Consider the following 25,199-nt stretch of genomic DNA (forward strand, 5'->3'; position numbering starts at 1 on the left):
GATGATCAATGAGAAGGAATCAGCTAAATCAAGAGATGAGATACTTGCCGAGAGCAGATCGAAGCTTTCCGAGAAGAAACTGGCCTTGCTGGAGAAGCTGAAAGGCTCAAAACTGGAGACGAAAAAGACTGGGATTCCGCGGCGTTCAAGAGAGGGCTTCGTGCCCCTCTCTTTTGCCCAGCAGAGACTATGGTTTTTAGACCAGTTGGTACCTAACAGTCCTGCTTATAATGTGGTTGCCGCCTTCCATCTATCGGGTGAGCTTCACACAAACATCATGGAGCAGTGCGTTAATGAGATAGTGGAACGCCATGAAGCCCTGCGAACTACCTTTCAAGTCGCAAACGGAGAGCCGTATCAGCTAATTGCTCCTGCCTTGCAAATTCCTTTTCCCATTGTCGACCTTACAGGACATCCCGAGGCAAAGAGGGAAGATGAGTTTCGCCGACTCGCGAAAAAAGAAAGCATGTATGTTTTCGATCTAACCAAAGGACCCTTGTTGCGTGTTACTTTATTCAAACTCGGCGAAGACTTGAATATTCTACTTTTGAACGTTCACCATATCATCATAGACGGATGGTCAGTCGGAGTTTTCTTCAGAGAAATGGTTCTACTTTATCAGGCATATCTTGCGGACAAGCCTTCCCCATTGCCTGAGCTTCCGATCCAGTATGCTGATTTTTCAAGCTGGCAGCGGGAGTGGCTTCAAGGAGAAGTTCTGGAGAAACAGCTTTCTTACTGGAGAGAAACCCTTGGAAAAGAAAGTAGCGCGTTAGAGCTGCCAGTAGACCGTACAAGACCTCCTATCCAAACGTTTCAAGGAGGGAGCCTAAAACTACAAATTCCCTCTTCCCTTTCACATGCCATGAAAGCGCTGAGCGAGCAAGAAAATGCCACGCTGTATATGGTTTTGATCACCGCGTTAAAGATATTGTTGCACCGTTACAGCGGGCAAAATGATATCCGGGTGGGAGTGCCCGTAGCGAATCGTAACCGAGTGGAAATGGAGAATCTGGTCGGCTTTTTTGTAAATACGTTGGTTCTCAAAACAGATGTTTCCGGCAATCAAAGCTTTAGAGAACTGTTGTCACGTGTGAGAGAAACAGCGAACAGCGCATACAGACATCAAGACGTACCATTTGAACGATTAGTGGACGAATTGCAGCCTGAGCGTAATATGAGTCAAAATCCACTGTTTGAAGTTTGCTTTGTGTTGCAGAACTTTCCTATGCCGAAAAAATCGGACATGTCTGCATTAGGCTTTTCCTTGGTCAAATTTGAAGAGTTCCGTAACAACACATCCAAGTTTGACCTCTGGATTCAGGTTGTAGAAAAAGGCGATATCCTTGACCTAGACGTCGAGTTCAATTCCGATATTTTTAATGAATCGACAATTAGTCGCTTGTTAGAAAGCTTTACAATCGTGCTGGCAGGCATTGTCGCGAATCCGAACCAGCCGATTTCAGATTTGCCGATTTTGACCGCTGCGGAAGAGCAAAAGCTGTTGATTGAATGGAACGATACGAAGACGTACTACCCACAGCAAGATAGGTGCCTTCATGAAATGATCGAAGCGCAGGCTGCCAAAACACCAGATGCCCCAGCCGTTATTTTTGAAGAGGAGCAACTCACTTACCGTGAATTGGATCAACGGGCGAATCAGCTGGCTAACCATCTCGTAAAACAGGGTGTAAGCGCGGAAACGCTTGTGGGCATTTATATGGAGCGCTCATTTGAGATGGTCATTGGGCTGTTAGGTATCCTCAAAGCAGGTGGAGCCTACGTTCCCCTAGATCCAAGCTATCCGCAAGATCGGGTTGCCTTCATGATCACGGATGCGAATCCTTCTTTCCTCTTGACTGCGGAGGAGCTGAAGAACACGCTCCCTGAATACGGTGGACAACTCATTTGCCTCGATTCAGATTGGGAGACAATTAGCATGGAGAGCCATATGGCACCTGCAAGCGGAGTCAACAGCGACAATTTGGCGTACATGATTTACACCTCAGGTTCTACTGGTAAGCCAAAAGGCGCGATGAATGCTCATCGCGGTATCGTCAACCGGCTTTTATGGATGCAGGAACAATATCAACTGAATGAAACCGATCGGGTCATGCAAAAGACGCCTTTCAGCTTTGATGTGTCGGTTTGGGAATTTTTCTGGCCGTTAATGACGGGCGCTTGCATGGTAGTAGCTCGTCCAGAAGGTCATAAAGATACGACTTATTTGGCACGTTTGATCAAAAAAGAGAAAATCACTACCATGCACTTCGTTCCTTCGATGCTTCAGGTGTTCCTTGAGGAGACGGAAATTAGCGGCTGCGATACGCTACGACGAGTCATTTGCAGTGGCGAAGCCTTATCTTATGCAACGCAGGAGCGCTTTTTCGAGTGTCTCGATGCGGAATTGCACAACCTCTATGGTCCTACAGAAGCGGCGATTGATGTCACGTACTGGGCATGTCAAAAAGGAAGCAAGCTTAGATCCGTGCCGATTGGACGTCCTGTGGCAAACACCCAAATCTACCTGTTAGACGAGCACCTGAATCCTGTTCCCGTGGGTGTTGCCGGCGAGCTGCACATCGGTGGTGTACAGCTGGCTCGCGGATACTATAACCGACCTGAGCTGACAGAAGAGAAATTTATCCCTGATCCATTCAGCAAGAAAGAGGGAGCACGCCTTTATAAAACAGGTGACTTGGCACGTTACATGCCGGATGGAACGATCGAGTATCTGGGTCGAATTGATTTTATGGTCAAATTAAGAGGGTTCCGTATCGAGCTGGGTGAGATTGAAGCTGTATTGGATGAACATCCACATGTACAAAAAGCGGCTGTGATCGTTCATGAATCCGAGCAGAGACCAGGGCATAAGCAGTTGATATCTTATATCGTGCCAGATTCACAGACCAAGGAAAAACTGAAAAAGGCAACAGAAGAAGCACTTCCTGTGGAACAGGTATCAGAATGGCAGGATGTCTTTGATAAAGCCTATGATGATGTAAATAAATATGAGGCGGATTTCAACATTACCAGCTGGAACAGCAGCTATACGGGCCAGCCCCTTTTAGCGGAAGAAATGCGTGAATGGGTCAATTCGACGGTCGATCGTATCCTTGCCTTGCAACCGAAAAAGGTACTCGAAATCGGGTGCGGTACAGGGCTGTTATTATCCCGGATAGCGCCTCATTGTGAGCAGTATTGGGGAACAGATTTTTCGTCAATGGCGTTGGATTATATTACTGCGAATCTGATCAACCAAAGAGAGGATTTATCCAATGTCACACTGCGTAAGAGCTATGCGGATGATTTTCGTGGACTAAAGGGACAGAAGTTCGATGTGATCGTGCTCAACTCTGTGGTGCAGTATTTCCCGGATGCGAGCTACCTGTTGGATGTGCTGAAAAAGGCCATACACGCCATGAATGACAAAGGAGCAATCTTTGTCGGTGATGTTCGTAATCTTTCTTTACTGCAAACCTTCCTCACTGAGGTTGAGATGGAAAAGTCACCGGCGACGTTGACCATCGATCAATTGCAGCGCCGCGTACAGAAGCGAATGAGACAAGAGCAGGAGCTGGTTATCGATCCTGTATTTTTCTATGCGCTTCAAGCGCAGCTGCATCAGATCAGCCATGTAGAAATCAAGTTGAAGCGAGGCAGTCATCATAACGAATTAACTCGCTATCGCTATGATGTGGTTCTTCATCTCGGCAAAAAAGTGCAGCCGATTGAGGACTTTTCCTGGCTGGATTGGCATGAGGAGGGATTCCAAAATATTGATGGACTTCGTCAAATCATGACCAAGTATAAACCGCAAATCTTAGGGCTTACGAATATCCCAAATTTGCGGTTGGACAGGGCGAATCGATACCAGTCATTGCTTGTTGACGGAGATGTTCTCAAAACGGTAGAAGAACTGAGAACAGATCAAAACGATCCTTACAGTGGAATTGACCCAGAGGAGCTTTGGCAGTTGGGCGCTGAGCTTCGATACAGCGTGGATATTGCTTGGATGGGTGATAGAGAGGATGGCAGCTATGAAGCTGTGCTCCGACCTGAGCATTTACTAGAAAAAAGACAGCGTAACACAGTGGTCACCGCTTGGCACCGTCCAGCGAAACACTACCAGCCGATCGAAACGTATGCGAATGATCCTTTGACAGACAGAGTTGCTCGCCAGTTCATTCCAGAGCTGCGCAGTTATTTACGGGATAAGCTGCCAGATTACATGGTTCCGTCTATCTTCGAGTTTATCAAGGAAATGCCAGTGAACATGAATGGAAAATTGGATCGCAAAGCGCTTCCTGCGCCGCTTATGGAAGTGCCAGAGATGGAGGGAGATTTTGTACCACCGATAACCGAGACGGAAAACATTCTTGCCAATGTCTGGGCTGAAATATTGGGCTTGGATAAGGTTGGCATACATAATAACTTCTTCGGATTGGGTGGCGACTCCATTCATACCATTCGAGTGGTTGCGAGAGCAAAACAATTCGGTCTAGAACTGACTCCACAGCAAATTTTCCAATTCCAGACGATAGCTGAACTAGCAGAGGTTGTAGGTGGGGCTTCCACCCAAAGCGCGAAGCGAACTCCAAACGCAGTAGAGCTTCCAACACTGGATAAGCATCAGCTGGATCGGATAAAAGTAGATAACCCATACATGGAGGATGTTTATCCGCTGACGATCATGCAAGAGAATATGCTTTATCGATACAAGCATCATCCAGAGCCTGGTTTGAATGTGGTTCATCATGCTTTTCGCATAGAGGGTGGCCCTTTCCATGTATCTGCTTTTGAGCAGGCATGGAAGAATCTCATCCAACAATTCCCTGCATTGCGAACATCCTTCATCTGGGAAGAGCTGGATGAACCGATGCAGATCGTACATGAGAAAGTGGATATCCACATCAAACAGGAAGATTGGCGTGACGTTCCGGAAGATAATCAACATGAACAATTGCAATCCTACATTCAAAAGCTTAGACAACAAGGATTTGAGATGGGCCATGCACCACATGCGCATCTTGCTCTGCTTCAAGTAGGAGAGGATGTCTACTACTTTATTTATGTCTTCAACCTGATGTTGCAGGATGGCTGGAGCTATACGTTGATCGTTAAGAGATTATTCGAATATTATCAAGCGTTTTCCCAAGGGAAGCCGATTGATATTGTGCCTGTCTATCCTTATCGGGATTATGTTGCACTACAAAAAGGGCAGGACTTAACGGATGCCGAGTTGTTTTGGAAGAAAAATCTGAAAGGAATGACCAGCTCTACTCTTGAATGGGCGCAAGCGAGCAGGAAGAATCTTTCTGCCGAGGAGCCTCCCTATTCTCAAGAAAGGTTCATCGTATCGCCAGAAGTCTCCTCGGCGCTAATATCCTTGTCTAAGAAGTATCATCTGACGCCATATACATTGGTGCAGGGGGCTTGGGCATTACTGCTCCATCATTACAGCGGTAAGGAAGACGTTGTTTTTGGTACGATCTTCTCCGGCCGCAGCATAGCGATGATGGAGGTCGAGCATTCTGTCGGGCTTTTCTTCAATATTCTGCCCATTCGCGTAAGTATTGAGCAAAACATGAGGTTCTTGTCTTGGCTCCAAAACATGCAGTCCAAGGTAGTAGAGACGAGTCAGTACGAATACACGCCGCTGAAAAAAATATACGAGTGGTGTGATATCCCACGAGATCGGCTTTTGTTTGACAGTTATCTGGTAAGCGAACAGCTCCCTGATTTCTCTTCTGTGTTTAGAGGATTTAATGATGTCCTCGGCGCTACCATCTATGATTCTATCGCGCAGACGGAGCATCCGTTACGAGTGGAAATCCTTTTCTATGAACAAGTGCTAGTCCTGCATATCAACTACTATCGACGATTCTTTAACGATAAAGAGATTAGCAGTATGCTGCAGCATTTGAATACTCTTTTAGAAGGATTGGTAGCGAACCCAGAGCAAAAGGTAAGCGAGTTAATCAATATGATAACGTATCATCCCCAACACTAAATTGGCGAACAAGAGGAGAGGTTACTATGTGTGGAATTGTGGGATGGCTTGATTGGGATGACGATTTGTCATCCCAGCATGCTATTTTGCACAAAATGGCTCAAGCGATCCAGCATCGCGGGCCAGACGAAGAGGGATATTGGTTGTCTCCTCGGGCAGCGATTGCGCATCGGCGCCTGATCGTGATCGACCCAGAAGGCGGCAAGCAGCCAATGATCTACCGAGAAGGAGATCAGACGTGTGTCCTATCGTTTAATGGCGAAATCTATAATTATTTGGAACTGCGCCGCCAGTTAGAGCTGCTCGGACACTCCTTTCAAACCAATTCTGACACGGAAGTATTACTGCACGCTTTTTTGGAGTGGAGAGAGGAATGTGTCCGTCATCTCAATGGAATTTTTGCATTCGCCATTTGGGACGAAAAAAATCATCGATTGTTTTTAGCGCGTGACCACTTAGGTGTGAAACCATTGTTTTATTGCCAACGAGGGAGCTCGTTCTTGTTCGGCTCCGAACTGAAAGCTTTGCTTGCCCATCCAAAAGTGAAGCCTGAAGTAGAAGCGGATGGGTTAGCAGATATTATCGGACTCGGTCCGGCGAGAACACCTGGATTTGGAATTTTCCGCAATGTCAATGAGGTTCGAGCTGGACATTGTGTAACAGTCACGAAGGATCAAATCAGAACAAGGCCCTATTGGAAACTGGAAAGTAAAGTGCATACTGACGATATGGATACAACGACAGAAAGGATACGAGCTCTGTTACAAGACACGGTTCAACGTCAGTTAATCTCTGACCTGCCATTGGTTAGTATGCTGTCTGGCGGTTTGGACTCGAGTGGCTTGGTAGCTTTAGCCGCTGAAGAGCTTCGTAAAAAAGGGAAGACGTTGCACACCTATTCGGTTGATTTTGTTGACAATGATCAGCATTTTGAAGAAGGTTTGTTGCACATTAGCTTGGATGCACCATGGGCGAAATCAGTTTCAGAGCATGTACAAACGAAGCATCAAGAGATTACCTTCAACGCTCAAGATCTGATTACTCATTTTCATATGCCGTTAAGAGCGCGTGATCTCCCGGGATTAGGGGAGACGGATACGTCGCTCTATTTGTTTTGTCGTGAAATGAAGAAAAACGCGACCGTCTCGCTATCAGGTGAATCGGCAGACGAAGTGTTTAACGGGTATCCTTGGTTTCAGAAGGAGAAATTCTTGAATTCAGGCAAATTCCCTTGGATGGAGCATGACGGGTGGAGTTCATTTTTAAATGAAGAAGCCATCGAAAAAATCCGCCCACAAGAATATCTTCGCAGGCGGTATGAAGAAGGGATTGCAGAGGTACATCCTTTGGAAGGGGAGACAGCATTGGAAGCGCAACAGCGCAAAATGTCGTACCTCTTTATCACACGCTTTCTTCCGCTGCTATTGGATCGCAAGGATCGAATGAGCATGTATACGGGGTTTGAAGTACGTGTTCCTTATTGTGATTACCGTCTGGTTGAATATTTATGGAATGTCCCATGGAAAGTAAAAAATATTGATCAAATCGAAAAAGGCTTGCTTCGCAGAGCGTACAAAGGATATTTGCCGCAAGAAGTATTGTACCGCAACAAAAGCGCATATCCGATGACCTATCATCCAGAGTATTACCATGCGATTTTGGACCATATGAAACAAATTTTAGCGAACCCTAATTCACCTCTATTACCATTGATTAATAAATCTGTGATCCAATTTGTACTGGATGGAAAAGCACCTATGAATCTAGCTCAATCAACGAAGCTGATCGAATACCTCGTTCAAATAAATATGTGGTTAGAGGAATACAAGATTTCCATTCGATAGAAGCCCTTAGATTTGAAGATAAAAAGGACAGTCAGGATTTTTCCTGACTGTTTTTCTTTCCAAAATTTTAGTTTGAAGGGGTGTGTAGGAAATGAATGTCAGCGAGGTAAATCAGAATATGGCAATCCCACAGCGACTGCCTGCAAACGGAAGTGACAGATTTAATTACATGGTCAGCTATCTTTCCGATTGCCAACTTCAAATGGTGCTGGAAATGGACGGACATGTGAATCAACAGCGATTGCTTCATGCGATGGAGGCAAGCACCATTGCTGAACCTATCATGGGTTGCCGCTTTATAAAAGATTCAGTCCGCCCCTATTGGGAGCGACGCAGCGATTTGGCGTCAAGCGGTTGGTGTTCCTTGCAACTTCTCAGTGAGTCCGATTCCGAAGAGAAAGCCGTACAGGAGTGGCTGTCGAGCCCAATAGACATCGATGCTGATGCGATGGTCAAAGTTCGCATTCTACGGACCTCGACCAAAGATATCGTGTGCATCAAATTAAATCATCTATGCAGCGATGGTGCAGGGTTGATAGAGTATGTTCACCTGCTAGCTTCGTTATATAGTGAGCTCGCCCAAAACCCTCGCTACGTCCCCAAGTCAAACCCTGAGGGCAGGGATCAGAGCCGTTTGTTCAAGGAGATGGGTATCCCAAATGGCGGGATGCCGCAAGCTCCAGAACCGCAGGGACCAACACTTCCTTTTACGCCTGGAGAACCAGCGAAAAGGAGACAAGCCATTCGCAGAATACCGCGCGAAGAGTGGCTGGAGCTGGCGCAAGGATTTAAACAAAAAGGGTTCACGGTAAATGATGTGTTATTGGCTGCCTACATGCGCGCTTTATCTCAACAGATGGAGAACATTCCGGAAGAGCAAATCAAGGTCATGGTCACTGTTAATGTAAGAAAATTTTTACCCACAGGCAAGGCAGACGCCATTTACAACCTGTCTGGCGTTGTTCACGCCTCCATGAATCAAGCAACAGGGTCATTTGCAGATAAGGTGAAAGAAGTGGCCGAATTCATGAAAAATCAACGCGATAATAAAGAGATTCTGCATGATGCGGTAAACACTTTTGCCTTTGTGGAAAATTTAGAGTTCCATCACACATTGAAGATCATACAGGATGTAAGAAAACAAATTGTAGCAGATGGAAACAGCACGCCAATATTATCAAATTTTGGTATGATTAGTACAAGTCAGATATCATTCGATGATGTGAAAGTCGCAGGTGCGTATATCGTCTCGCCAGCCTATTACGCACCAGGGCTGATGCTTGGAGTCAGTACGTATCAAGATTGCATAACCCTCACTATTTCCTTCTTTGAATCGAATACAGACATTGGGGTAATAGAGAAACTCCTGGATACCATGTTAGAGGAAATCAAGTCATATAAAGAGTAGCCGCTTGCAGCAATACCCTACCCATTTAGATAAGGAGTGAATGAAATGAATAAAATAGTATTCCCTAATGAAATATCAGGTGCCGAGAACCTGCAACAACAGTTTGAACCCTACGGCTGGTATGCAGAAATGAGAAAAAATAGCCCGGTACATTACGATGAAAAGCAACAGGTTTGGAACGTATTTCTGTATGCGGATGTAGAGCGTGTGCTGACCGATTATCACCTCTTTTCAAGCGATACAGGCAAACGAATCGCTGGTTCCCTCGCATTGAAAGAAAAGGGGATCACAGAGATGGACCCGCCTGATCATGGAAAAAGGAGAGCTCTCTATACAAAGGCATTTTCAACCAGAACACTCCAGGAGTGGGAACCGCGTATTCAAGAAATTTCACGTCATTTGCTAGAGGAAGTAAAAGAAAAGCAAAGCATCAGAATTTTAGGTGATCTGGCAACTCCGATGCCAGTGATTGTCATTGCCGATTTGCTCGGTGTACCGTCCAGTGATTGGATGCTGTTCAAACAATGGTCCGATGTGCTCATCTCTTCGGGAACCCGCGAAACGTATGAGGATATTAACCTCAAAAAGGAAGAAATCATGAAGGAAATGGCCGTTTATCTCTCTCCGATCATTCAAGAAAAAAGAGAGAATCCGGCAAAAGATTTTCTTTCCGATTTAACGCAAACAGAATACAAAGGACAAAAACTATCTGACCGCGAGATTATTGATATTGCAATCAGCTTGCTGCTTGCCGGAAATGTCACGACAAGTACGCTCTTGTTCAGTGTTTTCTACTGCTTTTTACTAGATCGACCAGGTGTCTATCGTGAATTAAGAGAGAATCCGCAGCTGGTAGATCAAGCGATCGAGGAAGTATTGCGCTTCCGTCCGCCAGCACAGGTTTTGATGCGCAAGGTTCAAGAAGATACGGATATGTTCGGAAGTATGATGAAAAAAGGTGAAATCGTCATGGCATGGCTCGGTTCTGCCAATCGTGATGAAAATACTTTTGCGCAGGGAGACCAATTCGATATCCATCGACCTAATAGCAATAAGCATCTATCCTTTGGAAAAGGCTGCCACTTATGCTTGGGCGCACCACTATCCAGACTGGAAGCAAAGGTGATGCTAACAGAAATGATCAAGTGCTATTCTGACATCTCAATCGGTGGATTTGAAAACGATCTGATCCTCAATGTAACGAGAGGCTAATCCTATCGTTTGCCCGTTTTCGTTTCTAAAAAAGCAGTTGAGCAGGAAGGTTATCCCTGTTCAACTGCTTTTTTTATTTGGAGAGAAGGAAAAGAGAATTCCTTATTTTTCAATACTTATCTTTCCGAATCACCAAATAAACAATCAACCCAATAACCGGAAAAAACAAGGATGCAACAAGCCCGATGATAGCGAATTCCTTGCTATTCCCTCGTCTCCTTGCATCGCGGTATACCCAGATACTGATGACAATGTTAATGATGTTTAAAAATAAGATTATTAGTAACGGGAGGAACACAATAAAGTTAGAGGGAGCATCGCTTACTTGAACCAAAGGATCACCTGCTTTAGAATTTTTTCAAGACTTTCCCAATTATATAAAAGGATATGGGAATTGTGAAATTTATTTATTCTATGAGTAGACTGGGTTATCTCGTAGAAGAATAGCCGAGTCGAAAGAGTATGTAAAAATTGGTATAATCGAAATGTAATTTTTCTACTTTTTACCACTCCTGGAGGCGCTTAACCATTGAGAAAAGCTTTGAACAAAATTAGATGGCTTTCGATGATCTGTACGATCGCATTGGTAACCGGGTGTCAACATGAACCGAACAAGCCAATAACATCGGAGAACGCCGGGAAAACAACAGAGGCCACAGCAAAACCAATCCCCGCTCCACTTCCTACCTCTAGCCCAGTCTCTACAGCACCTACCAATCAACCAGTGGAAGAACAACAAAAAGAATCCCTGTCACCCTATCAAGGACTCAATAAAATCCGTGAAATAGAAAAAGTGAAAGGGGGAACATATCAGGGGGAGTGGAAAGAGGATGAATACACATTTCACGCCGAATGGTCGCCGAACTTTCAAGCAGTTGCCTATTATAAGGGGACTACCGAAGATGGTCAGGCATACATTTGGAAGGTTGGCAACGATTCACCCTCCCCAATAAAAGAGGCTGTCATCGACCGCTATTTCTTTACATGGTCTCCCGATTCTGAGTATCTCTTATTGGATACGGGAACGAGCAGACATCGCGGCGGACAAATCTATCAGGTAGCAAACGATAGAATGAGTGAGCCTTTCTCGTATATTTCCCAATTCCGATTCTCACCAGATTCGAAAAGGGCAGCATTTTCTCAATTAAGTGGGATAATCTCGAAAGAAAAATACGGGATGGAAGATGAAGAGACCGAAGACATTTGGTTGTATGAATTATCTACAGGGAAGCAGAAGAAGCTTCTTCAAGCCGATGGGCCCCATTGGCTATGTTTTGGAAGGAAACTTCCCCCGAACCTCCTCTAAAAAAGCCTGCACCGCCGGGGCCAAATAACGATTTTTCAAATACGCTAAATAAACCGTCCGCTCCAACGCAGGCGAATCAATCGTTTTCCGAACAAGCGAAGCATCTGTTGATCCAGACAAATAGTTCTCAGGAATGATGGTAACCCCCAAATTCTCCCTCACTAACGTTAACGCGGTTTCAAATCGCTCAATCTCAAATTTGATTTGCGGGTTGACTTGTTCAAACGAAAAGGCCGTTAAAATATCCTCCCGCGTCTGAAATCCCTCTGTACTAATGATGAATGGCTCACTAGCCAAGTCTTTCAATCGAATCAATTCCTTTTCCGCCAGAGGATGATCCTTGTGCAACACCATCATTAAGCGCTCATCATACAAGGGAAAGGATTCGATATCTTCTTCATCGATGAATTGGTTGGTTATGAGTAAATGCGTATGATACTTCCGCAGTGATTCCTTGACAGCTTTCCCGCTCAGCACCTCGATTAGCTTGATGTTAATAGAGGGAAAACGCCTCTGATATTCGCGAATGACTTTTGGAATCCAATGCTTCACGGACTCAATGATGCCGATGATGAGATCGCCGCTTCCGGTTAGCTTTACTTCTTCCATCTCTTTTTTCAGCATGTTCATTTGGGAAAGAAGCAGCAACGATTTCTGATACAAAATTTTACCAGCGTCCGTCATTTCCATTTTTCTCGTGTTTCTCTCGAGCAGTGGAGAGCCGACTTCTTGCTCCAAATTTTTGATCGCGTTACTTAAGGAAGGCTGTGAAATATGCAGTTTTTGTGCGGCTTTGGAGTAGCTCAACTGATCGCAAACTGTCACAAAATAGTGCAAATGTTTGATGTCCAACTGGATCGCCTACCTTCATTTATAGCTTTAAGCTATCAATTTATTTAAATTATATATTAGAAATAATAAGTTTGTCATTATATAATCAATAAACAAAAGGTTCAGAAAGGATGAATAGCTTGCCAAAGAATGTATCAGCAGATTTGTGGACCGGCCGGACTGACCATACGGAGAGAAGAAGCAGTTTTCGCTACCATCAGATTGTAGAAATAACGGACTTGGATACATTGCAAGCGGCCAAGGATCGCACAGTCGCTATCATTGGGTTTGAATGTGAAGAGGGAGTGAGGCGCAATCAAGGACGATTAGGTGCCGCCAAAGCTCCAAACGCAATTCGGCAAGCGCTTGCAAGTCTTCCTTGGAAGGTGGAGGAAGGGAAACGGATTGTTGATGTGGGGAATGTTGCTTGTCCAAACGAAGAGCTAGAAGCTGCCCAGGAAGAATTGGGGAACGCCGTCTCAGCAATCTTTTCCAAAGCCATGACGCCCATTATTTTAGGCGGAGGCCATGAGACATTGTATGGACATTACGTAGGTGTCCGAAAGCATATTGGTAAAGAGGCTTCTCTGGGCATTATCAATATTGACGCTCATTTCGATTTGCGTTCCTATGAAGTTCAGCCTTCATCTGGGACGATGTTTCGGCAAATACTAGAGCATGACAAAAATAGCAGCTATTTTGTGTTAGGGATTCAGCGTTTCGGAAATACGCAGGAGCTATTTGATAAAGCAGATGAGCTCGGTGTTCGTTATGTGTATGAAGAAGAGATGATAGACGCACGAATGGATGAAATTACTTTATCTGTAAGCGAATTCATCGGAAAACACGATCATGTCATGCTGACGCTATGTACAGATGTTTTAAACGCAGCTTTTGCACCGGGGGTAAGTGCTCCATCTCCTTTTGGATTAACACCAATGGTTGTCCGCACTTTGATCCGTACCGTTGCCGCTCATAAGAAAACGCTTTCTTTTGATATTTGTGAAGTGAATCCGATATTAGATGAAAACGGAAGAACAGTAAAGTTAGGTGCTTACTTGACGAATGAAGCCATCATGGGATTACTAGAGAACAACTAAGGGGAGACAACTATGACGTTAGCACTTAATCAAGTAACGACGATTTTTCTCGCAGTAGCACTTCTCGTATTAGGTACATTCCTCGTAAAAAAGGCTAGTTTCTTGCAAAAGTTTTGTATCCCGGCACCAGTGGTTGGGGGCTTGTTGTTCGCTGTCGTTGCAACTGTTTTGAAAGCGACCGGAATTTTACAAATTACATTGGATACTTCCTTGCAAAGCTTGTTCATGCTCACGTTCTTTACTACCGTTGGATTGGGAGCGAGCTTTAAGCTGATCAAGCTTGGTGGTAAGTTGCTCGTTATTTACTGGATCGCCTGTGGATTTCTGGCTTTGGCACAAAACGTAATTGGCGTGTCTTTGGCTTCCGTGTTCGGCATTCATCCACTGATCGGGATGATGGCCGGAGCTGTTTCCATGGAAGGTGGACATGGAGCGGCTGGAGCTTTTGGACAAACACTTGAGGACATGGGCATTCAATCTGCTTTGGCGGTTGGGATCGCAGCAGCTACCTTTGGTCTCGTAGCAGGGGGCTTGGTTGGCGGACCGACTGTGAAATATTTGATTACGAAATACGATCTGAAGCCGACAGAAACGGAAGAAGTAGTAGAGACAGTAGAAGAAAAAGGACAAGCGATTACGTCGAATACCTTCTTCATCCAAGTGCTATTGATTACATTCTGTATGGCAGTGGGAACGTATCTGGGAGAGCTGTTCTCGACTGCAACCGGATTTGTTCTGCCGGGTTATGTGGGAGCGATGTTTGTAGCGGTAATTGTCCGTAACACTGTAGACAAGCTTAATCCAAAGGCAATCGACATGAAGAGCATCAACCTGATCAGTGATGTGACGCTTGGAATCTTCCTGTCCATGGCACTGATGAGCATCAAGCTGTGGGAAGTTGCAGACCTTGCGCTTCCAATGCTCGTGATCGTATTTGTTCAAGTAGTATTCATCGTTTTGTTTGGGATTTTCGTCTTGTTCCGTTTGCTTGGCAAAAACTACGACGCCGCAGTCATGGTCGCAGGCTTTACAGGACATGGTCTGGGTGCTACACCAAACGCAATGGCGAATATGGCGGCAGTAACGGGAAGATTTGGTCCTTCGCGAAAAGCATACCTGGTCGTTCCAATCGTAGGTGCCTTCCTGATTGATGTGTTCGCGATGCCGATCATTATTACCACGATTAATTTGTTTAAATAAAGACGATTCAAAAATCCCTTCATGCTGGAGATAGTCTAGCTGGAGGGATTTTTTGTGCTTATATTCACTTTAGCCAACTCTCAATCGTTTGATTGATTACAAATAATAGAAAGAAAAGGAAATAATTTCTTGACCGTTCGCATCTTGTTCGTGTATATTTAATTAAGAACATATGTTCTTGTTTTTAGAGCCTTTGCAAAGACAAACTCTCCTAAAAACACAAGTTTTAGGGTGGAAAAGTGGATTTCTGGTTTGGTAAAAGACAGCAGGAAGGGGCTGGAAAGGGGCATCAACTCCTAGGCAAATTTGAGGCACTGATGCTGAGTCAAAGTTTGCACAAGCAGAAGCTAAAGGAAAAAATATTTAGTTTTTTCTGCGAAATTTGTAACCTATTGTCATTTTTTGCGTATTAATTGGCAGAAACAACCAAAAAGTAGAAAATGTGGAGGGGAAAAGAATGAGAGAACTTCATGCTGATGTGGTAATCATTGGGGGAGGTACTGGTGGCTGCGCAGCAGCACTGGCAGCAGCGAAATCAGGAAAATCAGTCATTATGACGGAAGAGACCGATTGGATTGGCGGTCAATTTACGAGCCAAGCGGTACCGCCAGACGAGCATCCATGGATTGAACAGTTTGGTTGCACGCGGAGCTATCGCACATTCCGTGACAGCGTGCGTGACTATTACCGCAACCATTATCCAATGACGGCAGAAGCACGCGTCACCCCGAATCTTGACCCTGGTAACGGTTCGGTAAGCCGCCTTTGCCACGAACCGAAAGTAGCACTAGCTGTGTTTTATCAGATGCTTGCTCCTTATATTAACAGTGGTAGACTTACTATTCTGACGAATCATAAGCTGCATGCCGTTCGCATGGCTGGCGATAACGTACTGTCGATCACAGTAGAAGATCAGAAGCATCATGATTTTCATGAACTGGTAGCACCGTATTTCTTGGACGCGACAGAATGTGGAGATGTACTCCCACAGGCTGGCGTAGAATACGTACTTGGCGCTGAATCAGTCGATCAAACGGGAGAGCCAAATGCTGTTGTCGGGCCGCCGCAGCCAAATGATATTCAGGCATTTACGTATTGCTTCGCGATGGATTATTTGGAGGGAGAAAATCATACGATTGCCAAGCCGGAAATGTATGACTTCTGGCGCAACTACAAAGCAGATTTCTGGCCGGACAAGCTGCTTAGCTGGACAGGCTCCAATCCGCGAAATACTGCTGAATCTGTACGATATGAGCTGTTCCCGGGAACTAAATATTTTCCGCTCTTCACGTATCGCCAGATTGCTGACCCGAAAAACTTCCAAACCGGATTGTACAAGAGTGGCGTAACAACCGTTAACTGGCCGCAAAATGATTACTGGCTCGGCTCGATCATTGATGTGCCAGAGGAAGAGCGTCAGCGTCACCTTTACGGCGGTAAACAACTGAGTCTCTCCCTTCTGTATTGGATGCAAACAGAGGCTCCTCGCCCAGATGGTGGACAAGGGTATCCAGGGCTGCGACTGCGCAAGGATGTCATGGGAACAGAGGATGGACTGGCGATGTATCCGTATATACGTGAATCCCGCCGGATCAAAGCCGAATTCACTGTATTGGAGCAACATGTGAGTGCATTTGTTCGCAATACAGGCAAGGCAGAAGCCTTCCATGATTCCGTTGGGGTCGGCAGCTATCGAATTGACCTGCATCCGAGCACTGCGAACCGCAATTACGTCGATGTGTCGACTTATCCGTTCCAAATTCCGTTGGGCAGCTTAATCCCTGTGCGTGTAAATAACCTGTTGCCAGCAGGCAAAAACCTCGGGGTTACGCATATTACAAATGGATGCTTCCGTCTCCACCCAGTAGAGTGGAACGTCGGTGAAGTAGCTGGCTATTTGACAGCGTATTGCTTACAATATGGCCTGACTCCTCGCGCTGTCCGAAATACTCCTGATGAACTGAAAAAGTTCCAAGCGTTCTTGTACGCGGAAGGCGTAGAGTACTTCTGGCCAACGATGTACGCAGTGTAAGCAGTTAGACGATCTGGTTGCCTGAGTTCGGTATTTCATCGGACTCAGGTTTTTTCATGGAGAGCGGGAGATCAACCAACCGCAAGATTTCCTGGACAGTTTCCTGTGGTGTCTGCTCGGAAGAATCGATCCACATGCCGAGCTTTGGTGTTTCGGTCTGCAAGATTTGATTGAGGTGGGGAATCGTCCAAGCACCATACCCTGTTTTGGAACGGGATGCCTCTCTCTCTTCAATCACTTTTTCATTTGGCGTGAGTACGACAACATACAACGGACGGTTCCGAATCATTTCAACAAATTCGCTCAAAAGGGGGCCGATCACAACATCCTGTACAACGACATTAAATCCTTCTTCAAAAAAAGTGTCTGCCGTAGAGGCTGCTATTTTGTAGCGCAACTGCAACTGACGAATGGCTTCTTCTGACGGTTCAGGCATAAATTCCTCTCTGCCATTTACAATCATTCGTCGGAACGAATCACCTCGCAGATGAACGCCTCGATTTAGCTTTTCAGCAAGTAACTGAGCGACTGTTGATTTTCCAGAAGCCATAATCCCTGTAACGAGAAAAATACATCTGTCTGGAGTGTGAAGATTGGCATTCTCTTGCAACATCATCATCCCACCTTGCTTATTCGATGTCATGTGAGTCTATATGGTAATCATTGGATAATCCTTAGCTTTTTGAATCATAACATGGCGGTCATGAAAACGCGATTTAGAAAATGAAGCACAAATAGGATAATATTTCTACGTGTCGAAAATGGAAGTACAGTAACACCAAAATGAGGGGGACTTTATCGTGATAGGTCCTATTTTTTTGCGAGGGGAATTAATAGAGAGATTTCAGGAGCATCTATTGAACATGCCTTATTATCAGATGATTCATCAAGGAATTAGCTGCGTTGACAACGAAAGGAAGAAGGTAAGCACGGATGATGTAAGTGAGATCATCAAGCATTTTGTACATGCTCGTTTCCCTATTGTTTGTTCTGCTGGGAGTAAAAGCACCATACCATTTTGGGACTATCATCTCGCCTTGCAATATGACGAGGATAAGAGAACAGCTATCATCTGCGAGCTACTCGTGCGTGAACCAAACCAGGATCATTGTAGAAAAGCGTTGCTTATGGCGTATTATTTATTAGTGAATCCGAAGATGGGCGTAGAAAGGATACAAGCCCCTATGAATCTGTCCCATTTGGCTGATTGCAAAGATTTTGAAGCGATCTGCATGGAGTTCATTCCTCACCAAAACATCACATATTTGTCTTAGAAGAACAATCACACATGGAGGTGCCAATGTATGGTGAACCTGATTAAAATCAGAGCGAGTGTATTTATCCCCCAGTCATGGACGGAGCCCAGAACGGATCCGCAAACAGGAAAAGTCATTCAATTTGAAGGCGATTCGCGCGAATTTACCCCCTATGCCGTAAATGCCATGCGTTCCAGAGTGGAGCAAGAGGTCGTCGTAGACTTCATGAAAAAAGAAATTTTTTCTTATCAGAACACGGGAATCACAACGGAGAAAATCACGAATCCTGATGGCTCGATTCAGCTGCGAAAAGGAAAAGCGAGTACAGAGGGAATTTTGTGCAGGAATATGGTATGGAAATCGGATGATGAAGTGAGCTTTGAAATGAGCGCAAGTGCGAGTAATCCCCTGAATGAGCATGCGCCTCCGGTGGACTACTTATTATTGGTGACTGCGAAAAGGGATGGGCTTGTACAGATCGAAGGAGCACATGATGGCTTCCCTTGCTTTGAATTTTATAAGCAAGCGGATTTTGGGCCGTTTGAAACGATTTATACCCATGATTTCCGCGAAACAGGTGATACTCCGGCAGCATTGGCTGGTGAGATGGACTATCAATTTCGTAAGACTCTGTAGTACGAACGCATGATGTACGTTAAAAAACCTTGGTAAATCAAGGTTTTTTCTTTTTGGTAGGCGTTGATCGAGGATACGGATCAAAAGTGGGAAATTCCTATTCAGATAGAAAAAGAGTAGGCCGCGTCGGTTTGCCTCATTTCCACAGGCAGCAAGAGGGAATGAGGCTTTTCATTGTTCACTTCACTCTGCTTTCCTTCCATCAGTAGAACAATGTTGTCACGACAGGCCAGAATTGACCAGGTATGCTGATGGGACGGAAAGGTTACAAAGAGTACAAACGAATCTATACATTGCTTCTGCTTCTTGTCCTTCCTATAATAAACCATATCATTCACTAGATGATGGAAGGGAGTAGGCATCAAAAATCTTCCATCCTACGTTTACAAGGAGGTTCTTATCATGAGTAACCCGACTATGTCCGATCAATTCCCTGTCATCGAAACAGACAGATTGATCCTTCGACAACCTAATCAACAAGACATTGAAGATATTTTTGAAGTGTTGTCACATGAAGATGTGGCGAGATATGTAGGGATAGCGAGGTTTCAATCAATAGCAGAGGCTGAAAATGAACTTCGATGGTACCGAGACTTATTTGAACAAAAACAGGGACTCAGGTGGGCGGTTACGGATCGTTCCACTGGAAAATTTCTTGGCAGCTGTGGCTACAAACATTATCATGCTGTACATAACAAAGCGGAGATTGGGTATGATCTGAATTTTTCGTGGTGGAATAAGGGGATCATGTCGGAAGCATTGCGGCCCATTATCGCGTACGGGTTTACGCATATGCATCTAAACAGAATAGAAGCAGAAGCAGATACGCGAAATACGGCATCCATCCATTTGCTCCAAAAATTTGGCTTTCAAGTAGAAGGAATCCATCGAGAAACGGAATTTGAAAATGGGATGTACATTGATCTTGTGAAGCTGGCGTTGCTTCGAAAAGAATATGAATTGAATTCGTAAAAGAATCGTAGTCGATAAACGGCGGGGGAATGTACGGAATCTTTCATCGTACAGACTCCCGCTCATTTTTTTCCAACTTCTACTGCCACGCGCAAAGCAGACTCAATCGCCCCTTGAACCCAGCCGTGATGTTCATTCGAGGTGTGCTCCCCCGCAAAATAAATTCTTCCTTCAGGCGCACCAATGTAGGGAGTTAATTCCGTCTCTTGCAACGGTTTGAACAAGGCAAAGGCACCAGCAGCATAAGGCTGCAACGCCCAATTATGTGTGACCCCCGTAACGAAGGTAGTGTACACCTGCTCCCCATGAATGTCAGCCAGATGCTTTACCGCTTGCATCACTTGTTTTTCTTTCGACATGCTGAGCCACGGAAGGTCGTCATCCTCCCATGTGTAACTGACTAATACGACACCCCCAGGCTGATCAAAACCGTGGTTGGGAAAGTAGGAGAGGCGAATAGGCGAATCTGTTACGGTTTGTCCGCTCCTTATTCCCTGTGCTTCCCAGAATCGCTGCGAAAACTGGATGCCTATTTTGGATGAGGAAACGTAGTGGAGTTGACGAATAGCTTTCCATTTTTGATAGGAAAACAGATCGTACGGTTCAACCCGAACAAACTGCAATACGGTAAAAGGGATGGTAATAATCGCGATATCACCGGTCATCTGAAACAGTTCGCCTGTGTCGGTACGCACGCCAGAAATCGTAATTTGATTCCCCGTCTCGACGATTCGCGTCATTTTATGCTGGAAGTAGATATTCTCCTGTAATTGGGGGAGAAATGCCTGTGGTAGCTGGTCAAATCCCCCTGCTATTTCGTAAAAGCGTGTAGAAGGATCGAACAAGATGAAGTCTCGTAAAATTTCGGGAAAGGCGAGCTCAGGGAATCCTTCGAAGCCAGTCATGACCTTGATCATATCGATAGCGGGGGAGGATAAGGAAGGGCCAACAGGATTGAAGCGCAAGAATTGATCCATGGAAAAACGATCGTATTTTTTGACGACGATGGGCCAATTCGTCGCTGGATTGAGTTTGATGAAGTCGATGACAGGTTTAATGGCTTGCCCGGCTAATTCATTGAAAGTACGGCCTTTTTCATGTAGCGCTACAGGGAAGCGGAGGATGTCGGGATCGCGTTGATAGATCCAGCGTCTTGTTTTGATGCCATTTACTGAGATGATGTCGTTCGGAGAGTTGTTGAAAAACGGATGAAGGGGAAGAGCGAATTTCGTCACGTATGCTAGGGTAAGTTCGTGCGTGTGAGGAATACGCATAGCGCCAGCATCTAGATAATGGCCATGGGTAAAAGGAGAGCGCAATGTGTAAACTCTGCCGCCTATCCGGTCCGCTGCTTCCAAAATCGTTACGTTGTGTCCCGCTGTTTTTAGCAACGAGCCAGAAACAAGACCAGCCATTCCAGCCCCGACGATGATGATATTGAGGGGGGAGTGCGTTCGTGGGAGTCCATTGCGAATAATGGACAGCATGTCAGGTTGTGTTAAGGAGAAGGAGGGATTATCCATCGATTGTCTCCTTTCCATTCTTTTCCGGTACTATGATCCTATTCCATGGATGACTTAGGTATGCGTTGTGTAAGCCGATGCTACAGGACTCTACCATTTTCATCCAAGAAATGATAGGATGGAGAAAAGGGGAACAAATGATCGGAGGAGTCCGCATGTTACCAACAAATGTTATCTGGAAACCAACGACAGGAGTCGGATATGAGTACTTGAGAATACGGGAGGGCTCGAACAGAATCCACGTAAATAGCATAGTGATCGGGAGGCTGGATGACGCCAGCCTAACAAGAATCCAGTATGAAATTGTCCTTGACTCAAATTGGGTCACGCGAGAGGTTTCACTGGCAATCATGGGCGAAGAAGGAGCTTTGCATCTCTCATCGGATGGCGAGGGAAATTGGACAAACGAGGTGGGTGAGCCCATTCCTGAGCTCTTTGGCTGTATCGATATTGATATTTCTTGTACACCTTTCACGAATACACTGCCGATCCGCCGGTTGTCGTATACCCAATTAGAACCTCAGTATATACAAGTAGCCTATTTCTCAGCCCATGAGCTGACGTACAGACAAGTGCAGCAGCAATATACGTTGCTAGAAAGCAAAGGGGACTCTTCTGTCTATCAATACCGGGCAGGAACATTCATGGAGAACATTACAGTAGATTCGAACGGACTTGTTCTGATCTATCCCGAACTGTTTTTGCGTGAGCAGTTGTAACGAGACAAGAAGTGATCGTTATAACTGAATGGGTTCAAGTCGTCTCAGGCAACATTTTGGAAGCAAAGGAAAGGGGTAAGGGTTTTATACCTTTTCCCTCAAAATCAGCGTTCTACTGCGTGACACACCCATAGTAAAAACGGGGTGCGGTTGGTCTATGAATGACCGCCGCGCCCCGTTCTTTTTATTATTACAATTTTATCTTTTTCTGACTAATTGCGTGTATATATTTCATTGTAAGTTTCCATAACACTTTCCCCAACAAAAACATCAACACACCACTCACAATAGAAATTGGCAAGTACTGCATTGGGCGGGTTGCTGTAAATGCTCCAAATTCGAATGTTATTCCGGCAATATCATGTCCCATAAGATACCCGATAAATTTAATAATTCCGCCTATTGGTGTAATAACTCCACTAATCATTAAAGCAATGGCAAGAGTACTGATAATCGGCAAAACAAAAATACCGCTTACGCCTGCAAAGCTGCTACAAAATGCAAATACAGCGCCGAATTTACGCCAACTAAATGTACTGTTCTTTGAAATGGCTTCACCTAAGTATGCTTTCGCTAATTCTTTTGGGTTTCCTAACCGTTCGATGATTTGCTCAGAAGATACACCATTATGTTGCAATTCAAGCATTACACTTTTGATTTCTTTTACAATGTCAATACGCTCGGGAGTGGACATAGGCTTCAAATGTTTTCCGATTTTTTCAAGATAGTCATTCATAATTTTATCCATAATTTAACTCCCCTTAATTTCTGATATAGCTGTTAATAAATTATCCCATTCTAAGGACATAGCGTTTAAATATTCGTTTCCTTTTTCTGTAATGGTATAATATTTTCTCGGTGGCAAGCCCTCTGTACTATCTTGCCAAGATGAAGAAATATATTCTTCTTTCAATAATCTTCTAAGCAAGGGATAAATTGTATTTTCTTTTGCAGCAATAATAGGATACTGCTCTAATTTACTTATGATTTCATACCCATAATATGGTCGTTGCTTTATTAGCAATAGAATACAAAAATCGAGTGTTCCTCGCTTAATTTGTGATTTCCAATCTTCTACATTCATGTATTGTACCTCCTGCATATACATCGTACAACACAGTACTTCGTTAATCAATAGTATATCAGAATTTTTTTATTCAACGTAATAGAGATATTTTGAAAGAAATACAGTACCAACAACCGCCGAACACAAGCAGAAACAGCGGGCAATGTTACGCATTAGTGGCGCATAAGCCCTTGTATAGCGCGGGTTTTCCGGGCGCGTTTTGAGAGGGGCAAGGTTTAAAAAGTTGCCGACGAAATCCCAAAAATCCCCAAATCCTTTTTTAAAAGTAAGTTGGGGATTTTGAACCAGAAAGGTATATTTTTAACTATAAAAACTATGACAAGATTTCCCTTTTTTCTACTTGCTAAATTCAGCAAGTAAAATATTTGTAAAAGGATTAGGACTGTTATCTCTACCTAAACTGTTCAAACTGACGACCAACGTATGCTTGCCTCCAAGTGTACCTCCAGCAAAAGTAGAAAACCCTAGAATGCCACCTGTGTGTCCCCATATCGAGACACCGTTTGGAAGCTTAAATTCAATGATTCCAAGACCATATCCATCCATTCCTGCTTTTCCTGTAGGAACTGTAGTAAGCATTTCTTTTAGTTGCTGTTCCTTTAGTAATTTGCCACCGAGCAAGGAAGAGAAGAATTTATTTATGTCGTCAGCAGTAGAAATCATATCTCCAGCCGAGCTACCTGCACTTGGGTTATAAAAAGTAACGTCTTTTATCTCACTTGCTTCGTCTGGTTGAGAATATCCCCGAGCATGCTTGGTGCCTGGAATAACGCTTGAATTGCCAGGTAGGAATGTATCCGACAATTCAAGCGGTTCAATAATCCGATTTTCAATCTCTTCCGCGTAGCTGTTTCCGGTTACTTTTTCAATAAGAATCCCCAGTAATACGTATCCTGTGTTTGAATAAGACCATCTCTTTCCTGGGGCAAAGTCTGGGGGCAGAGAAATCCCCATCTTCACTATTTCTTCAGCCGTATACGATTTTTTTGTATCCATAAAATCAGCGTCTTTTGATCTTGAGTATTCAGCGATCCCACTTGTATGATTCAATATTTGCCGGATGGTAATCTGTTTACCATTATATCCGTTTCCTTGAATGACACCAGGCAACCATTTTTCGATGGAGTCGTCTAGATTCAAGCGGTTCTCTCCAGCTAATTGAAGTACAACCGTTGCGGTGAACGTCTTCGTCACGCTACCAATGCGAAAGCGAAAATCTGTTTCCATTGGTTTCTTTGTGCTCAGATCCGCTACCCCAGCCGCATAACCCCACGTTTTTCCACCCTCAGAAGTTTTAGCAAGTATCCCCGGGAATCCCAGTAGCAATGTTTCCCGCATTGCTTGCTCGACGGAATTATGATCTCGTTGAGTGCTTGTTTGTAATGAACTAGATACATTTTGAGTGGGCTCTGCTTTTACAATTGAGGTTGGCGATGTGTATAGCAGGGAACTTCCAGTTATTACAAGGGCCATACTTGCAAATATAATTTGACTATGTATTTTCATAAGACATTCCTCTTCTCTATTCATATTGTATAAGTGGTTGCTTGTTGTTCCCTATTAATCACACAGCTATCATCTCCACCAATGACAAAATCTCATCATTAAGTGTGTAATCATCTTCATAATTGTTTTACCAACGCCATTCTGTCCTAACAATCGGTAAATTCCTCTTTTTTCACATGTATGTTCCCCCCTAAATGCCTTCTTTTCCTTGAAACACTCTTGTAAACGGGTTTGTTTTTCATATATACGTCATATCTGTTCCGCCTTTCACGCCTACCTCCTGTATATACATCGTACAACACAGTACATCAATCATCAACAGTATATCAACTTTTATTCAACGTAATAGAGATATTTTGAAAGAAATTCAGTATCAACAACCACCGGGGGACTGGGAGGTGGTAAGCGAACAGCTTGTCAAAATTTTTGAAGGCTATGGTGTAAAGGTGTACAAATTCGAAGCGGATTGACGGCAGAGGATCACATGCGCTATAGTGAAAAGAACCTTATCTAGGGAGAGATGTTGATGTCGGCGGTCGTTCTTAACTAAAGCA

At 44.4% G+C, this 25,199-nt stretch carries 19 protein-coding genes; 12 read left to right on the top strand and 7 right to left on the bottom strand.

All coding sequences use genetic code 11. The features are described from left to right. The first annotated feature begins 1 nt into the window (after position 1). From POF51_RS05730 to POF51_RS05745, 4 genes are all read left to right on the top strand, one after another. On the top strand, positions 2 to 6,013 hold the full coding sequence (locus POF51_RS05730; RefSeq protein ID WP_271754360.1) for a non-ribosomal peptide synthetase: 6,012 nt from the start codon (positions 2 to 4) through the stop codon (positions 6,011 to 6,013). A 26-nt stretch (positions 6,014 to 6,039) separates the two neighbouring features. After that, positions 6,040 to 7,857, top strand: a complete 1,818-nt coding sequence (gene asnB / locus POF51_RS05735; protein WP_069851329.1) for an asparagine synthase (glutamine-hydrolyzing) — start codon at positions 6,040 to 6,042, stop codon at positions 7,855 to 7,857. A 91-nt stretch (positions 7,858 to 7,948) separates the two neighbouring features. After that, positions 7,949 to 9,265, top strand: a complete 1,317-nt coding sequence (locus POF51_RS05740; RefSeq protein ID WP_069851327.1) for a condensation domain-containing protein — start codon at positions 7,949 to 7,951, stop codon at positions 9,263 to 9,265. 45 nt (positions 9,266 to 9,310) lie between these two features. Further along, entirely contained in the window at positions 9,311 to 10,477 is a 1,167-nt protein-coding gene (locus tag POF51_RS05745) for a cytochrome P450 (protein ID WP_069851325.1), read from the top strand. A gap of 109 nt (positions 10,478 to 10,586) precedes the next feature. Here the strand turns inward: POF51_RS05745 and POF51_RS05750 are convergent, their stop codons facing one another. Beyond that, entirely contained in the window at positions 10,587 to 10,811 is a 225-nt protein-coding gene (locus tag POF51_RS05750; RefSeq protein ID WP_017250275.1) for a hypothetical protein, read from the bottom strand. A 195-nt stretch (positions 10,812 to 11,006) separates the two neighbouring features. Here POF51_RS05750 and POF51_RS05755 point away from each other — a divergent pair, with 195 nt between their 5' ends. After that, positions 11,007 to 11,783 (top strand): hypothetical protein, encoded by a 777-nt coding sequence (locus POF51_RS05755; protein ID WP_244521821.1) that lies wholly within the window; start codon positions 11,007 to 11,009, stop codon positions 11,781 to 11,783. Here the strand turns inward: POF51_RS05755 and POF51_RS05760 are convergent. Beyond that, positions 11,745 to 12,635: a LysR family transcriptional regulator gene (locus tag POF51_RS05760; protein WP_069851323.1), complete on the bottom strand. Its 891-nt coding sequence runs from the start codon at positions 12,633 to 12,635 to the stop codon at positions 11,745 to 11,747. The two genes, POF51_RS05755 and POF51_RS05760, sit on opposite strands and share 39 nt — an antisense overlap. Positions 12,636 to 12,745: 110 nt before the next feature. Between POF51_RS05760 and hutG the strand changes: the two genes are divergently transcribed. From hutG to POF51_RS05775, 3 genes are all read left to right on the top strand, one after another. After that, entirely contained in the window at positions 12,746 to 13,714 is a 969-nt protein-coding gene (gene hutG, locus POF51_RS05765) for a formimidoylglutamase (protein ID WP_069851321.1), read from the top strand. A gap of 12 nt (positions 13,715 to 13,726) precedes the next feature. Beyond that, complete coding sequence (gene gltS / locus POF51_RS05770) at positions 13,727 to 14,914, top strand: sodium/glutamate symporter (RefSeq protein WP_069851319.1); 1,188 nt, start codon at positions 13,727 to 13,729, stop codon at positions 14,912 to 14,914. A 457-nt stretch (positions 14,915 to 15,371) separates the two neighbouring features. Continuing rightward, positions 15,372 to 16,946, top strand: coding sequence for an FAD-dependent oxidoreductase (locus POF51_RS05775; protein ID WP_069851317.1), 1,575 nt, complete (start codon positions 15,372 to 15,374; stop codon positions 16,944 to 16,946). A 4-nt stretch (positions 16,947 to 16,950) separates the two neighbouring features. Here the strand turns inward: POF51_RS05775 and POF51_RS05780 are convergent, their stop codons facing one another. Then, positions 16,951 to 17,562 carry an AAA family ATPase gene (locus tag POF51_RS05780; protein WP_069851315.1) on the bottom strand — a complete coding sequence of 204 codons (612 nt, stop codon included), beginning with the start codon at positions 17,560 to 17,562 and terminating at the stop codon, positions 16,951 to 16,953. A 184-nt stretch (positions 17,563 to 17,746) separates the two neighbouring features. Between POF51_RS05780 and POF51_RS05785 the strand changes: the two genes are divergently transcribed. The 3 genes from POF51_RS05785 to POF51_RS05795 all read left to right on the top strand — a co-directional run bounded on the left by POF51_RS05785 (position 17,747) and on the right by POF51_RS05795 (position 19,810). After that, on the top strand, positions 17,747 to 18,220 hold the full coding sequence (locus POF51_RS05785; RefSeq protein WP_069851313.1) for a hypothetical protein: 474 nt from the start codon (positions 17,747 to 17,749) through the stop codon (positions 18,218 to 18,220). Between the two features lie 30 nt (positions 18,221 to 18,250). Beyond that, positions 18,251 to 18,838 carry a DUF3238 domain-containing protein gene (locus tag POF51_RS05790; protein ID WP_069851311.1) on the top strand — a complete coding sequence of 196 codons (588 nt, stop codon included), beginning with the start codon at positions 18,251 to 18,253 and terminating at the stop codon, positions 18,836 to 18,838. Between the two features lie 402 nt (positions 18,839 to 19,240). Further along, a complete protein-coding gene (locus POF51_RS05795; protein ID WP_017250265.1) occupies positions 19,241 to 19,810 on the top strand; it encodes a GNAT family N-acetyltransferase in 570 nt (189 codons plus the stop codon). 62 nt (positions 19,811 to 19,872) lie between these two features. Here POF51_RS05795 and POF51_RS05800 read toward each other — a convergent pair whose 3' ends face one another. Next, positions 19,873 to 21,333, bottom strand: coding sequence for a flavin monoamine oxidase family protein (locus tag POF51_RS05800; RefSeq protein WP_069851305.1), 1,461 nt, complete (start codon positions 21,331 to 21,333; stop codon positions 19,873 to 19,875). 155 nt (positions 21,334 to 21,488) lie between these two features. On the opposite strand from POF51_RS05800, the gene POF51_RS05805 reads away from it, so the two are divergent. Next, positions 21,489 to 22,052 (top strand): putative glycolipid-binding domain-containing protein, encoded by a 564-nt coding sequence (locus POF51_RS05805; protein ID WP_069851303.1) that lies wholly within the window; start codon positions 21,489 to 21,491, stop codon positions 22,050 to 22,052. A 190-nt stretch (positions 22,053 to 22,242) separates the two neighbouring features. Here POF51_RS05805 and POF51_RS05810 read toward each other — a convergent pair whose 3' ends face one another. The 3 genes from POF51_RS05810 to POF51_RS05820 all read right to left on the bottom strand — a co-directional run bounded on the left by POF51_RS05810 (position 22,243) and on the right by POF51_RS05820 (position 24,645). Continuing rightward, complete coding sequence (locus tag POF51_RS05810; RefSeq protein WP_069851301.1) at positions 22,243 to 22,800, bottom strand: DUF1700 domain-containing protein; 558 nt, start codon at positions 22,798 to 22,800, stop codon at positions 22,243 to 22,245. A 3-nt stretch (positions 22,801 to 22,803) separates the two neighbouring features. Beyond that, a complete protein-coding gene (locus POF51_RS05815) occupies positions 22,804 to 23,136 on the bottom strand; it encodes a PadR family transcriptional regulator (RefSeq protein WP_007716392.1) in 333 nt (110 codons plus the stop codon). A gap of 339 nt (positions 23,137 to 23,475) precedes the next feature. Beyond that, positions 23,476 to 24,645: a serine hydrolase domain-containing protein gene (locus tag POF51_RS05820; protein WP_026043227.1), complete on the bottom strand. Its 1,170-nt coding sequence runs from the start codon at positions 24,643 to 24,645 to the stop codon at positions 23,476 to 23,478. Positions 24,646 to 25,199 lie beyond the last annotated feature (554 nt).

Source organism: Brevibacillus sp. AG, assembly GCF_028369215.1.
Lineage (GTDB): Bacteria > Bacillota > Bacilli > Brevibacillales > Brevibacillaceae > Brevibacillus > Brevibacillus porteri.

Bases quoted from the DNA above. Each gene is read 5' to 3' on its own strand.
- POF51_RS05730 (WP_271754360.1), top strand. From the start codon at position 2: ATGATCAATGAGAAGGAATCAGCTAAATCAAGAGATGAGATACTTGCC.
- asnB (WP_069851329.1), top strand. From the start codon at position 6,040: ATGTGTGGAATTGTGGGATGGCTTGATTGGGATGACGATTTGTCATCC.
- POF51_RS05740 (WP_069851327.1), top strand. From the start codon at position 7,949: ATGAATGTCAGCGAGGTAAATCAGAATATGGCAATCCCACAGCGACTG.
- POF51_RS05745 (WP_069851325.1), top strand. From the start codon at position 9,311: ATGAATAAAATAGTATTCCCTAATGAAATATCAGGTGCCGAGAACCTG.
- hutG (WP_069851321.1), top strand. From the start codon at position 12,746: ATGAATAGCTTGCCAAAGAATGTATCAGCAGATTTGTGGACCGGCCGG.
- gltS (WP_069851319.1), top strand. From the start codon at position 13,727: ATGACGTTAGCACTTAATCAAGTAACGACGATTTTTCTCGCAGTAGCA.
- POF51_RS05775 (WP_069851317.1), top strand. From the start codon at position 15,372: ATGAGAGAACTTCATGCTGATGTGGTAATCATTGGGGGAGGTACTGGT.
- POF51_RS05780 (WP_069851315.1), bottom strand. From the start codon at position 17,562: ATGATGTTGCAAGAGAATGCCAATCTTCACACTCCAGACAGATGTATT.
- POF51_RS05790 (WP_069851311.1), top strand. From the start codon at position 18,251: ATGGTGAACCTGATTAAAATCAGAGCGAGTGTATTTATCCCCCAGTCA.
- POF51_RS05795 (WP_017250265.1), top strand. From the start codon at position 19,241: ATGAGTAACCCGACTATGTCCGATCAATTCCCTGTCATCGAAACAGAC.
- POF51_RS05800 (WP_069851305.1), bottom strand. From the start codon at position 21,333: ATGGATAATCCCTCCTTCTCCTTAACACAACCTGACATGCTGTCCATT.
- POF51_RS05805 (WP_069851303.1), top strand. From the start codon at position 21,489: ATGTTACCAACAAATGTTATCTGGAAACCAACGACAGGAGTCGGATAT.
- POF51_RS05810 (WP_069851301.1), bottom strand. From the start codon at position 22,800: ATGGATAAAATTATGAATGACTATCTTGAAAAAATCGGAAAACATTTG.
- POF51_RS05815 (WP_007716392.1), bottom strand. From the start codon at position 23,136: ATGAATGTAGAAGATTGGAAATCACAAATTAAGCGAGGAACACTCGAT.
- POF51_RS05820 (WP_026043227.1), bottom strand. From the start codon at position 24,645: ATGAAAATACATAGTCAAATTATATTTGCAAGTATGGCCCTTGTAATA.